6 protein-coding genes are annotated in these 15,273 nt (G+C 29.6%); 2 read left to right on the top strand and 4 right to left on the bottom strand.

Going from position 1 to position 15,273, the window contains the following annotated elements; genetic code table 11:
* The first annotated feature begins 287 nt into the window (after positions 1 to 287).
* Together CSPA_RS26485 and CSPA_RS26490 are read left to right on the top strand one after the other, a co-directional pair.
* Positions 288 to 494, top strand: a complete 207-nt coding sequence (locus tag CSPA_RS26485) for a hypothetical protein (RefSeq protein WP_015395496.1) — start codon at positions 288 to 290, stop codon at positions 492 to 494.
* A 45-nt stretch (positions 495 to 539) separates the two neighbouring features.
* The gene (locus CSPA_RS26490; protein ID WP_015395497.1) at positions 540 to 794 is read left to right on the top strand and encodes a hypothetical protein; all 255 of its coding nucleotides are present in this window, start codon (positions 540 to 542) and stop codon (positions 792 to 794) included.
* 186 nt (positions 795 to 980) lie between these two features.
* Here CSPA_RS26490 and CSPA_RS26495 read toward each other — a convergent pair whose 3' ends face one another.
* The 4 genes from CSPA_RS26495 to CSPA_RS26510 all read right to left on the bottom strand — a co-directional run bounded on the left by CSPA_RS26495 (position 981) and on the right by CSPA_RS26510 (position 15,156).
* Positions 981 to 1,841 carry a YitT family protein gene (locus CSPA_RS26495; protein WP_015395498.1) on the bottom strand — a complete coding sequence of 287 codons (861 nt, stop codon included), beginning with the start codon at positions 1,839 to 1,841 and terminating at the stop codon, positions 981 to 983.
* Positions 1,842 to 2,007: 166 nt separating this feature from the next.
* The gene (locus CSPA_RS26500; RefSeq protein WP_015395499.1) at positions 2,008 to 4,131 is read right to left on the bottom strand and encodes a methyl-accepting chemotaxis protein; all 2,124 of its coding nucleotides are present in this window, start codon (positions 4,129 to 4,131) and stop codon (positions 2,008 to 2,010) included.
* Positions 4,132 to 4,350: 219 nt separating this feature from the next.
* Positions 4,351 to 5,154: an N-acyl homoserine lactonase family protein gene (locus CSPA_RS26505; RefSeq protein WP_015395500.1), complete on the bottom strand. Its 804-nt coding sequence runs from the start codon at positions 5,152 to 5,154 to the stop codon at positions 4,351 to 4,353.
* A gap of 678 nt (positions 5,155 to 5,832) precedes the next feature.
* Complete coding sequence (locus tag CSPA_RS26510; protein ID WP_015395501.1) at positions 5,833 to 15,156, bottom strand: GH36-type glycosyl hydrolase domain-containing protein; 9,324 nt, start codon at positions 15,154 to 15,156, stop codon at positions 5,833 to 5,835.
* Positions 15,157 to 15,273: the final 117 nt, after the last annotated feature.

A 15,273-nucleotide genomic window follows, 5' to 3' on the forward strand; every position in this document is an offset into this window, starting at 1 on the left:
GTGATTAAAATTTGGTTGTATAGTTTTTAAAATCATTTTTTAATTTGTTTAAATGCTTGGGTTTAGAAATTTAAATTGCACCATATGTAATTATTTTACCACTATTTCAATATAAAATCTAAATATTTCTAGCATTAATGGTCTTCTTTTTTCAAATAATAAGATATAAACTAATCAATTGTCACTTTTCAGAGCCAAATTGTCAGGTTTTGCGTTCATTGATTAGTAACTTTTACTTTTTATTAAATTTTAATTATTAAAAATTAAACTTAGGAGGAGTGTTTATTATGAGTAAAGAAAAAGTTTCTTATGAAGAACCTAACTATGATATGGATAAATTAACAGATCCTCACCCATCATCACCAGATGCTTCTGATATGGAAAAAATCAAAAAGATGTATTTGCCAACTTCAAAAGCTGATAACAAACCAAGTGAAGAAAGCATAGAACGTGCAAATAACTTAAATTATTCTAAGCCTGGTTCATTAATTTGATGCAATTGTCAATTTTATATTCTAAATACAAGGAGTGATTATAATATGAGTAAAGAAAAAGAAGTTCCATGTACCTCTGATGTAAGAGATGATAGCAGTAAAGCTTTTACTAATCCATATCTTCCAAAGATGAGGACTAATTACCATCCAAGTCAAGATGATGTGGAAAGTGCAACTGGAGTAGATTTTCCTGTAAATATGCCAAATCCAGCAACAGATGCTATTGTTGCAAACAATATATCAAATCAGGAATTTGACTATACTCAAGACATGCTTTTGCCTGATGATGATTTATTCTGAGGCAATTATCAATTATTGATAGTCAATTTTAATTTTGGTGAATAGTTTTTTTAATTTTGGTAAGAATATTATCTGTACCCCATAATACTCAGGCACTAAAGTTTTTCATTTTAATTTAGTGCTTATTTCCAAAAGAAAAGCTCCCATAAATTCAACTCTTATGGGAGCTTTCGTTTTGTTTATAATTTATATATTTAAAAAGCCTTTTCCTCTTACCTCTGATACATCAATGATTGTTATAAATGCACCTGGATCTATATGATGAATTTCACTTTTTAATTCAACCATTTGATGCGAACTTACTATGCAATAAAGCATTTTCTTCTTACAATGCGTATATTCACCTTCTGCAAACAAGGATGTAATACCTCTATTTAAATCCTTTATCACATATTCGATAATTTCTTTTTCTTTACTTGTCAAAATAAGCAGCAATTTTCTGCTATTAAATCCTTTTAGCATCCTATCAAGAACTGCACTTTGGATAAACAATGAAATAATTGTATATAAAGCTTGTGGTAAGCCAAATATTATTGCTCCAATTATAACTATTATCAAGTTGAGGGAAAATCCTAAACTTCCTATGTTGAAATTTGAATATTTTTTCCTTATTAACATGGTTACTATATCCATACCACCAGTAGAACCACGCCTTAAAAATACTAATCCATACCCAATACCACACAATACTCCACCATAAATACAAAAAATAAGCGGATCACTATCCATATTTAATATATGAGACATTGATTTTGTTATAATCAAAGAACTTGATAAACTTAACATTCCTACAGTGGTATATATTGTAAAATATTTATCAAGCTTTTTATAACTTAAAAGAATTAATGGTATATTAATTATTAATACAACTATACCTGATGGCACTTTAGAAGTATATTCTAAAATAAGAGCTATTCCTGTAGCACCACCACTTAGCAGCTTAGCATGCACTAGAAATAAGTTTACTCCTAAAGATGCTATCATGCATCCTACAAAGATGAAAAAAACATCAATTAAATTTCTTTTATACTTGTAATATGTATCCATTGATTTACCTCTATTAATTATCAATTTTCGATGATCAATTTCCAATGATCAATTGTCAATCGTCGATGATTATTACGTATTTGTAATTGAGTATTGAGCATTGAATACTTAACATTCGCTCATATAGTTTATAACAAAATTTTATTAGTATCAACCTATTTTGACATTAAATTTTGAATTTATTTACTTCAATTTCTAAAAGTTCAGCTTTTTCTTTTAATTTTCCTGCCTCTTTCGACACATCTGTTATTGCTTCTGTTTGAGTTTGGATTGATGCTGTTACCTCTTCTGAACATGCTGCTGTTTCTTCAGATATCGCAGCAATATTATTTATAGCGTTAACTACTTGTTCGTTATTACTATACATAACTCCAACAAAGTCTTCCATATACTCTATAGTGTTTGTTATCTCATCAGTAGCTTCTGTAATTTTAGTAAAGGCTTCATTAACGTGATTTACTGATACAAATTGTTTTTCTGATACTTCTTTTACTTCTTTCATTGCATCTACACCACTTGATATATCCTGCTTTATATTCATAATTATTTTAGCTATATCATTAGTTGAATTTGAGGAATCTTGAGACAACTTTTGAATTTCTTCTGCTACTACTGCAAAGCCCTTACCAGCTTCTCCTGCTCTTGCAGCTTCTATAGACGCATTCAAGGCAAGCAATTGAGTTTGTTCTGAAATTTCATTTAAAGCTTTTAATATGCTTTCAATATTTTTAGATTTTTCATTTAGACTTTCAATGCTTTCTTGAGTTTTCTCTACAATATTGACAGTAGTTTCTGCCTTTTCTTTCAAATCGTCAACCTTTTGAATTCCATTAGCAATAGCTTTAGATGCATTAATTGCTTCCTTAACCATTAATTTAGTTTTTTCCGATAACTGATTAAATTCTTGATCCATCTTTTCGCCAAGCCTTGCACCATCTTCTGCTGCATTTGCCTGATTAACTGCTCCATCCGATATCTCTTCTGCTGTAGCACTTATTTCTTTGGCAACTGTTGAAGTTTCCACAGCTTTATCAGTTAATGTCACAGAACTATCTTTTATATCTTGAGTTAAATTCTTTGTACTAGCTAGTAAATTCGCCATTTTACTCATCATTTCATTAAAACTTAGTTCTAAAACCTTTATTTCATTTTTAGCTTTAGTGCTGCATTTAACTGTAAAATCTCCAGTAGCTGCTACTGATAATAATTGCGACATCTCTTTTAAAGGTTTTGATATTTTTCCTGCCATATACATTATTATTATAGCTGCAATAATTAATATTATTAGTCCAGCAACTATTGATATTTGAGTTATTCTATTTATAATTGCCTTTGCACTTGTTTCTTTTTGTACTGTTATAACTGACCAATTAAGAGAATTTCCAGCAAGCTTAATATTTTGATATGATGCATAATAATTTTGTCCATTTTCCTTGTATTGTATACTTCCACTATTCCCTGCCATCAATTGTGTTACTATCTCTTTTAAACCATCAGATATTTGTATAGGTTCTTCCTTTGAAGTTCCTTCTTTAACCCCTGTTGTCTTTGTTTGATTTTTGTAATTATAAAGCTGCTCTATAACTTGGTCATCAGGATGTGCTACAACAACACCTTCACTATCTATAATAAAAGAATATCTTCCTGCTTCCTCATCTGAATTTTCTTTTATTAATTCTTGCAATTTTCCAAGCTTAATATCAGCTCCCATTACCCCAACAAATTTATTATCTTGTAGTAAAGGAATGAATATTGATGTCACAGGATTTTTCGACGAAACTGAATAATATGATTTTGATACAAAAGGCACTAAAGAATTTTTTGCCTGAGTAAACCACCATCTATCAGACCTATCAGCTAATTCTCCTTGTGACCTTCCTGTCTGCATTCCTTTATCATTTTGTATGTACAATAATTCAAAATATGGATTTCTTTCTTTTGTTTCTTTTAATACTTTTTCCTTAATATCTTTGTCTCCATCTCTAACGTCAGAATTGTATGCCAAATCTTCTGTAACCTTGTAGGTAGTGTCAACAAATTCAGAAACATTTTGTGAAATAAGATTTGATACCATTTCATTCTTACTATTTATTTCTTTGTCATAATACTTTGATAGCATTACATTTACACACAATATAATCCCTAAAGTTAAAATTGCAGCTATTGATAACATCGTAATCAATAACTCACTTTTTATACTTCTGTTTTTGAACTTGTTGCTTGGATTAATGTGTTTTCTAACCTTTTGCTGCTCTGCTTTTAAAACTGTGTCAACTTTTTTACCTTCCATAATATAATCCCCTCATTTTCTGTTGTTTTTTTTAATATTTTCTATTGTTTTTAAATATTTTACGTTTTTATATCTAATATTATAATATAATGACGATTCTTACAACCAGTGCTTTTCTAAAAAAATAACAAAGCCTTAACCAAAAAGTTAAGGCTCATAACCTATTAATATTTTTATTTAATTATATCTGCCAAGCCAGTTAATTTTAATTATTATGCATTATTCATAATATTCTGGAGCCTTTTTTATGCTGTTAAAGAATTCCTCATCATGGGCAAAGAATACTTTCGCATCATACTTTTTCTCTAATGCTCTTACTTTGTTAATTGATTTAAAGAAAGAAAGGCTGTCATAAAGTAATCCAGATGCCTTGACAGGTGGTCCATAAATTTCTGAATTATATACACAATCTTGAGGAAAGATTAAAGTGCCCTCTTTTTCTAAATGAACTATTATTCCTAACAATCCCGGTGTATGCCCTGGCAAATTAATTATTTCTACTCCCTTTGCAAATTCAAAATCTTCTTCAACTAAATGATATTGCTTTACTGATACATCTAAATCTGCCTTTATGTATCCACCATGAGTTATTGGATTTGAATTTAATCTAACTTGAGTTTGAGCCTGCATAAAATCTGCTTTAGGCACATAAACCTCAGCATGTTTAAACATATCTAAGTTGCCTGCATGATCTAAATGCATATGAGAAATAATTACTTTCTTTATTTCCTCAGGCTTTGTCCCACATAGTGCTAATTGTTTTTCTAATCTTTGCTCTTTAGTCTGATATAATGGATAAACTTCTTGCAAGTTTTTAGGCCAATACCCCTTCATTGCTTCTGGATTACTTCCTAAATCATATAGAATTTTCCCATCTGGATGATCTATTAAAACAGCCATTACAGGAAGCTTAATCCATTCATTTTTCACAAATGGCTGGCTATAAGTCCCCATAGTAGCTCCACCAACTACATTATTTTTATCTGTTTCTAAATATCCTGTATCTAAAACATATACTTTCATTTCACAATCCTCCAATTCAATCACAATGGTTTCATTGTAATTCTTTATTTATAAATGCTGATTCCATATTGATCATTTCTTATTTCAATACCTATATAAATACTAAATTACTAGTTTCCCATTGCGAATTTCTACTTTCACTAGCTACTTTTTATATTATCACTGAAAAATTGTATTTGTATATGTTCTTGAGTGACGATTTTCTTGTGCATAAGGTATAATTTTTACATAAAATTATAATTAATTGTTTTAATATATATTCTAGTTTATATGGCACATTTCAATTTAAGAAAATCAAAAAGAACTTTGTCATTAATTTATAACTGATCATTAAACATTGATAATTAAAACATATATAATGGTGTTTAAAATAAATGTTGGTAATAGTTCTTCCTTATATATCGATTATAGATTCGTAATACTTAGAAATTTTATTAACAACATTTACTTAAAACAGTCTTACAATATATTTTTAAATTTACACTAAATCAACTTTAAAAGAGACAGTCCAATATAAACTGCCTCTTTTATAAAAATCTCTAATCATATATATGGCTTATTATTGAATATTACAAAAAAATTTTGAGGCCTTTTTATATCTTACAAAAGCCTCAAATGTCAATTAATGATTATCACTGTTTAATTATATACCTAATCTCAATTCTCAATTCTCAATTCTCAATTCTCAATTCTCAATTCTGGGAAGTATACCACAATCTCTAATTTCCCTTTATTCCTTGGAATTATATTATCTTTTGCAATCTCTCCATTAATAAGAACTTGTATTTGCTTTTCATTTATCTTTTCGCCTTTTACCATAGTTTCACTTAAGGTATTATCCTTATCAAATCTTTTAACTTTAATCGTATAATCTTCTTTTTCATTCGTAATTTTGATTTCAAATTCATTCCAATCCTTAGGAATGCATGGTTTTATGGTATATCCCTTATCTTTAACTTTTCTAAGTCCTAAAATATTTTCAACTCCAACTCTATACATCCAGCCAGAGGCTCCAGTATACCAACTCCATCCGCCCCTTCCTGCATGAGGTTCCTTAATATATACATCTGCAGCCATTACATAAGGTTCTACTTTATAGTTCATGCACTCTAATTCTGTCTTAGTATGATTAATTGGATTTATCATATTATAGTATTTCACAGCTTTATCACCTAACCCAAGCTTTGTTAAAGCTAAGATAACCCAAACTGCTGCATGAGTGTATTGCCCTCCATTTTCTCTAACCCCTGGCACATATCCTTTTATGTACCCAGGCTCTAACTTTGAATTACTAAAAGGTGGTGAAAGGAGCAATATCATTGCTTTATCTTTCTTAACAAGGTTCCTATCAACTGCTTCCATAGCCTCAATTGCTCTCTGCCTTCCATCCACCTTCAATTGAAGATTAGTTTTACTTTCAAAGGCTCCTGAGATTATTGACCAGCTTTGAGCTAAAGAATCAATTTGGCATTCTGGATTTTCTCTTGATCCGAGAGGAGTCCCATCATCAAAATATGCTCTTCTATACCAGCCGCCATCCCATGCATTTTTTTCTAAATTTTCTCTTATAAATTCTTTTCTTTCTTCAAAATGAAGTTTAGTTTCATTATCCTTTTGGTTTTCTGCAATCTCAATAAAACTATTTAAGATCGAATACAAGAACCATCCAAGCCAAACACTTTCTCCTTTTCCTTCATTTCCAACTGTGCTCATTCCATCGTTCCAATCTCCACTACCCATTAATGGAATGTTATGAATACCAAATTTCAAAGCTTTTTCTATCGCTTTTATACAATGCTCATAGATTGTTCCTTCTTTAGACGATTGATTTACTATAGTGTACCTTTCATCTTCCCCTTCTCTTAGTGGGTCATCTTCAAGATATGGAGCCCTTGCCTTTAAAATTTCATAATCTCCTGTAGAATTAATATACTCTGCTGTTACATAAGGCAACCATAACAAATCATCACTAAACCTTGTTCTAATACCCGAATTTACAACTGGATGCCACCAATGTTGAACATCACCTTCCACATATTGTCTAGAAGCACTTCTTAATATCTGTGCTTTTGGAATTTCAGTATCAACAACTCCAAGAGACAAGGAATCTTGAAGCTGATCTCTAAAACCATAAGCGCCACCACTTTGATAAAATGCACTTCTGCTTAAATATCTACAACTTAAAGTTTGATATAAAAGCCATCCATTTAAAAGATGATCTAATGACTTATCAGGTGTCTTAACTTGTATATTTCCTAGGAAATTTCTCCAATATTGTTTTACCTTATCTAATTCTATTTGTACATTTTCAAAATTCTTATATTTATTGATAATATCTTCTATATTTTCCCTATTTTCCTGTCCAAATAAAATTACAAGTTCCTTTTTTTCTCCCTTTTTTAATTTAATACTAGTAGCTGCTGCCAAGCAGGGATCATAGCTTCCACCTGAATTATTACTTAATTTATCCCTTTTCAAAGCTTTTGGTCTAGAGGTTTCACCATTAATTCCTATAAATTCTTTATTATCTCCAGTAAAGCTTATGTTATCTCCACCTAAAATAGTTAAATAAGCATTTAATTTTCCAAAATACTCGCTATATGGATTACTAGCTCCTATAAAATCTACATTTTCATTATCATCAACTATATATGTAGAAATATATCTACCACTATCATATTCATAAACTCCTAAAACAAGTTTTGCATAATAATATAATGAGAGTTCCCTATCTCTATCACTTAAATTTTCTAAAGTAACTCTTTGAAGTTTTATTTTCTCATTTTTAGGGGCAAATACTTCAAGAATTCCTTTTATATCGCAGGCCGTATGTCTAAATTCAGAATATCCAAAGCTATGCTTTATTAAATATTCACCTGAATCTCTAATTGGCTTTGGTGTTATTGAAAAACATGCCTTTGAAACCTTATCTTGAATATAAAGGCCTTCTCCCAAAGGATCTCTTACATAATCATTACTCCAAGGCGTTATTTTATTTTCTCTAGAATTTCCACACCAAGTATACCCCGCTCCCACCTCTGATACATGAAATCCAAAATCATCATTAGAAATAACATTAATCCATGGTGCTGGCGTATTCTTATAATTAGACAATTTTATTATGTAGCTATTATCTTCTTTATTAAAACCACCATAACCATTAAAGAAATCTAAATCATCCATATTAAATTCTTCAAAAGTTTGATTATTATCAGAAACCTCTTTTAATCCAATTAAGTCAGCTTCCTCCTCAAGCTTTGCTTCAGTAAAATTAGCTTGTTCTTCCGCTTCTTTAATATTATTGACTACTGATTTCTCCATATTTCCAACTATTGATTTATTCATATTCTCTTCTACAGATTGCTTTATATTTCCGGCTACAGATTTCTCAATATTTTTAGCAACATCGTATTTATTAATTACTTCTTCATCATTATCATATACTTCATAAGGAATATTATTTTCAATTGCATTTCCCTTTTCATATTTGTCTTTGAAAAGAGCATTATTTCTTAAAGCTATTGGAGAATCCATGCCTTCTTTATCTAAATTCATATAACTATTTAATCTTTTCTCATTATATGCATATGAAGATAAATTATTATTCTTATCAACATAAATTCTTGAAATACCTATTAATAAATTCTTAACTTCTACAGCTAAAGTTGATTTGCTATGAATGAATATTCCTCCTGGTTTATTTAAAGAATTATTTTCATTCACTGCCCTTATGGCTTCTATCACACTCTTTTGAAGTGGCGCATCATAGGATATTTCCTCATCATTATATATAATTAAATCCAATTTAACTCCCTTGAGTTTTAAATAATGATGAAATTTTACCATATTAAATACTAGATGCATATCTTCTTCAGCTTCAATAATCAACATTGCAATTGGTAGATCCCCAGAAATTCCATAAGGCCATAAATCCTTTTGATGTTTTGAAATATTTTTAATATATTCTTCTCTATTCTTTCTGCTATTACTTAAAAAGAATATATTGCTGGCAACACTTTGAAATATATTAGCCATGCCACTTCTTATTCCTAAATTCTTCAACTCAAGCTGTGTGGCTGTACTATATCCTTCGAATACTTTATCAAGCTTACCAGGATTATTATATTCTCTACATAGATTTAATACTTGTTCTTTAGAATCGCAAATACCTGTAATATAGAAAATTTCCCTTTTTGAATTCGGCTCTAATCTAACCCTAACTCTTACACTCATTATAGGGTCTAGTACTGTTCCTACAGTATTATCTAAAGCTTTATCATTATCCATTGCTTGTGGATTTTTCAATTCTCTGTTTCTTCCTATGAAATTAATTCTTGAAGTCTCATAACTAATACCACCCTCTAATTCTCCCTTAACAACTGCCTTGTGAAAAATGTATGGAACTTTTCCATCTTTAACTCTCGGTCTTCTGCTTCCAACAAGTATATCTTCTTCTTTATCATATTCCGTTTGAATAAACAAATTAGAGAAAGCAGGGTGAACAATATCAGCACTAAAAGTAGCTAAAGTTATTTCCATATAACTTGTTATTTCAATACTTCTACCTTTATCCCCATTGTTTTTTAATATTAGTTTTCTAACTTCAAAATTTTCTTCCGTTGAAACAGCGACTTCTGTAACAGTTTCAATATTTCCATCTCGTCTGCTAAATTTAGCTTTATCTAGATTCAACTCTACTAAATATTTTTCTCCAGAATCCTTGCAAGGCTCATAAGTAGAACTCCAATAATCATTTGAATTTAAATTCTTTATATAAAAGAACATTCCACTATCATCACTTGTGGAATTTCCTTTCCACCTATAAAGCATAGTATCATTTTTCTTAGAATATCCACTTCCGCTAACAGTAATCATTGAAGAATACTCACCATTACACAATAATAATAGCTGCGGACTGTCTTGGTTGGTTTTTTCAAATACTCTTGGAATTAAAGCTTCTCCTTTAAAATATTTATTCTTAATAAAATACTCTTCATTTCTTTCAAAGGTTACATTTTGAGGAACCTTTTCTTTTAGTAGAAGTTCAGTTGCCTTAACCTCTGGCAAACTATGAAATCTACTAACTAAAATATTATTTAGCAACACATTATCTAATGCCATTAATGACATTCCTAAATGATGCACCATATAAGTAACAACCTTGTTAACCTTCTGTGGATAACTTCTGTTATTAACATTATCATTTTCGACCTTATCCACAACTATAGGAGTCTTTATGTCATAGTTATCCACATTATGAACATCTTCCACATCATAATGTGTAATATTTGTGTTAATTTTATCCCTTGTATTATCCACTCTTTTATCATGGTTATCCACAGTTTTCTTAAAGTTATCCACATTTTGTGAATAGTTTTTCCCCACTAGGGACAAAGCGTATTTACTTTTGTCCTCTGCAGTACTTCTTATACTATCAAAAATATCATCTTTTGAGAAGCTAACTATATAATTATCTTTTCTAGCTTTAGTATAATCTACAGACTCAATAAAACCGTATCTCCCTATAGCTCCTAATTTTTCTAATTCCTTAAGGTTCTTTATTCCGGCTCTTTTAGCAAAAGGTAACATCATTAAAGTTGAATATGGTGATATTACCAATTCATCTTCAAGACCTCTTTTTAATCCAAGTCCAGGCACTCCAAACGCTTTATATTGATAATTTTCTGAAGCATCAAATTCATAAAATGCAGATTCAGATATTCCCCAAGGTGTTTTCTTTTGCTTAGCAAAGCTTATTTGAGCTTTGATAACAGATTTATATGTTTGACTAAGCAAGGTTCTCGGATAATTCTTCATTATTAATGCTGGCATAAAATATTCAAACATGGTTCCACTCCAGGAAACAAGGGAATGAGCATGAAAAGCATTAGTCATAGCTCTTCCTAATTTGAACCAATGAGCCGTTGGCACATCATTTTTTGCTATCGATACAAATGAAGCTATCCTTGATTCTGACGCCAATAAATCATAATAAGAATTTCCTAAAGACTTTTCTTCAACATTATATCCAATTGAAAACAAACCTCTAGTTTTATCATAAAGAAAGTTGAAATCCATCTCTTTTGACATATTATCAATATCTCGTATTATATTATCCATCTTATTTATATAATTTTTAAATATCTCAACTTTTTGTCCCAATATGCATTTAAAGTTATCCCCATTTTTATTTTTATACTCTTCACATCTGTGGATTAATTCAAAAAAATCAGGTACTCCTTCAAAGAATTCTTTACTATATAATTTTTCTAATCCTCCAAAAATCAATTCGTAGTGCTCAATTTTTTTCCTAACTTCATTAGTAAGCTTGTTAATCCAATAATCCGCCTCAGTGTTTTCTATATGATATGTATATCGACCACTTTCTTCTTTAAAAGTATGCTCTAAATCACTTGTATTATCATTTAGCTCTTCTAATTCTTCTAATTTTTCAATAGCTTTTAGTCCTTCAAGTTTAAATAAAATCTCATTTAATACTTTTAAATATTCACCAATATCAATGTGAGAGGAAAATTTCAGTTTCAATGAAGGATCTTCTTCTTCAATTATCTTATAAATATCATTCAGCGATTTTACTTCCTTTGATCTTATTATCTTGTTATGCTTAAGTTCTTCCATGGTTTGCTTTAGTACCCAAAGATCTCCTAATAAATTTCCGCTATCAACTGTTGATACATATCTTGGCCATAACGGCTCCTTTGTTTTTGTATCATACCAATTTAAAAAATGCCCATTTACCTTTTGCAAACTTTTCATACTATTTAATATAAGCTCTATTCTATCAATAAATTCTAGCATTGTTATATATCCTAAATCATATGCAACTATGTTTGAAGTAATTCCCATTCCTATATTGGTTGGAGAAGTTCTGTTAGCCACTCCTCTAAATGGCTTTTCTTGATAATTATCTGGGGCTAAATAATTATTTTCAACATTAACAAAATCCTCATAGTAAGCATATATTCTTCTTGATATCTTCCTTAGATAAGTTTTTTCTTCATTCTGTAGCATATCTCGTTCATGTTCTGGAAACTTCGCACTTATACAATAAGCCAAATATGGACTAGAAATCCAAAGACCTGCTACAAAAATATTATAGGCAATAACACCAAAAGAACTATAAAAAGACAAGTATAAAACTAGTAATCCCATTACTGGGGCAATCCACATTCCCTTTAAATATGCACCAAAATCATTTCTAGAACGCTTTTCCACAAATTCTGCTGATTGCCACTCTAAAAGATTTCTCCTAGAGAATATTACTCTAAATAATGTTATTAGGATAGCATCTAACATTAGAAATGCTTGATATGGAATAAAGCTAACTATAAGCATTATTTGTTCAAAATTCTTAAATGTCCCCATTAATTTATTCTTTGGAGTAACAACAAAGTCAGTTACTGTAAATACCAAAGAAATTATAGAAGCCAAAAGCACCAAAAATGCGATTTGACTTCTTCCTGATAAAACAGTTAAAGATAAAATAAGAGTACACAATAGATTAGGTGCCAATAAACTTCGTCTTAAGTTATCAAAGATTTTCCACTTGTACAATAAACTTATATTATTAGAAAATAGCCATCCTATCAACTGCCAATCTCCTCTAACCCATCGATGCAATCTTTTAGAACTTGCAGCATAAGAACTTGGATAACCGTCAATAAATTCTACATCACTCACCAATGCACATCTTGCAATTCCACCTTCAAGAAGATCATGACTCAATATAGTATCATCATCTATGGCTGTATGTAGTACTTTATAAAACTCATCTATGCTTATTATCCCTTTTCCTGTAAATGAACCTTCTCCAAATAAATCTTGATATGTATCAGAATATGCTACTGAATAGCCATCAACTCCTCCTTCTCCTCCAAATATTCTTGAAAAGTAAGTTTGATTCTTTGCTTCTAAGCTTATACTTACTTTAGGTTGCATTATCCCATAACCTCTGATAACTCTGCCATCTTTAATTTGAGGAATATTAAGCACATGACTCATAGCCCCTATCAACTTAAAAGCACTTTCCCTTGGCATAAAGGTATCTTCATCTAATGTAATTAAATATTTCACAGTTCTTAATGGCTTAATATTAGAACTAAAAACATTAAATGTATGCTCTTTATTGTTTCTAATAAGAGCCATGAATTCCATTAACTTTCCACGTTTTCTCTCTCTCCCCATAAAAATATTTTGTTTCTTATTATAAATTCTTCTTCTACTTAAAAAAAAGAATTTGTCTTCATTATTATCTTCAATGTTCAACTCATTTTTATCCTCAAAATTTTCATCTTGGATATTTAAACTATTTCTATTCTTAAAATTTTTATCTTCGATATTTAAATCATTTCTACTCTCAAAATGTGAATATTTTTCGTTAAGTCTTCTAGCACATTCAATACCACATTTAATTATTTCAGCATCATTTTTTTCTGTTTCATATTCAGAATCATAAAAATCACTAAGTAAAGCAAAGTATAAATTTCTATCTCTATTTCCTAGATAAGCAACTTCTAATTTACTCATAAGCTCTTGAACTTTTTCTTTAGAGTTTACAATAGCAGGAATTACAACTACAGTTTTACTCTCATCAGGAACTCCTTTACTAATATTTAATTTTGGAACTAATTTAATATCAATAATTTTGCTTACAGTATAATTAATAAGCCCAACTATAATTTCATTTACAGGAATTAAAATAACTAAAAATGAAATTATATATTCAGTTCTAGTATATGTCCCCCCTAGTAAATTAATTATGAACAAAATAAGAAAACTAATTATTAATGTTCCAAATACATTAAAAGCTACATAGACAGGTTCAGAATTTATTACTTTCTTGCTGTTCTTATATGCTTTTAATCGTTTTACTCCATCATCAATCAAATAATATCCTACATGACACTTATAACTTTCTTCATTACTAATTTTACTTATTTCTGCAAGTTCTAAAATGTTATTAGCTAAGTCAATTTCATTTATTCCAGAAGTCCTTGCAATAGTTTCAAGTTTATGCCTATAATAATCTTTAGTCTCAAAATCCATATTATTATAAACATTCTCTGGATCTCTTTTCAAAATACCTTCAACTAAAGATGTGTTTTCAAAAAATCTTCTCCAGCTAATTCCTTCAATTTTTCTGATAGATGTAATATATTCTCCAATATTTCTCTCTAAAGTTTCTTCTCTTAAGTCACTTTTTATATTATTATCATTTATATCTATATTAATTTTCCACTTTGCTTGAACTAACTCTTCTATTCTCCCATCTTCAATTGAATTATCTCTTAAAACCCTAAGAAATTCTCTTAAAAACAACGGACCAATATTTTTATTTTTCGCAACAATGCTCTGAACTTCTTCATTAAATTTACCATTATTAATTGAATCTATAACTTTTTCAGCTACAGTTTTCCCCCTAATTATTTCTTTTTGAATCCCAACAAGTTCATTAGTATATTTAGATAAATTAATGATTATTGCTATTTTAAGCATAAGTGGAAAAGCCCACAACTCTCCTGTGGTAAAAGCTGTTTGCTTGTTATTAGAATTTGTACTTAAAGCGTCTTCTTGAAGTTCATTTATATAACTTATAAATTTATCACAATCAATTTCATTTCCTTCATTTATATAATTCTTTGCCACTACAAAAATACGTGGAACTAATTCATTAATCTCAATATTAGCATTTGAATTTCTATTATTACTTTTATGTCCTTTATTATTATTTCCATTATAATTAACTTCATTAATACAGTCTAATCCCTTAAAATAATCTATAGGCATTTCAACCTTTATTGCTTTATACTCTTTCTCAATCAAATATATATTATCAAGTAGCCATTCTGATGCTCCAAGAACTTTATAACCATTTTTGGACAGCTTGCTAAAATACCTGAAATTTTCATGGATGCAAGAAAACCCTTCCGCAAGCTCTCTTAAAACATTTTTTCTTACTCCATAAGAATTATTCATTTTCAAGTAAAAAACTCCCTTCTTCATGTAACTTTAAACACAATTACTCAATAGAGATATTTTTACCAAGATTATAAATAATATTCTTAACTCTATAACAAAAAGCAAATAGTATTTCAAATT

Origin of the sequence: Clostridium saccharoperbutylacetonicum N1-4(HMT) (genome assembly GCF_000340885.1) — a bacterium.
In the GTDB taxonomy this organism is placed as follows: domain Bacteria; phylum Bacillota; class Clostridia; order Clostridiales; family Clostridiaceae; genus Clostridium; species Clostridium saccharoperbutylacetonicum.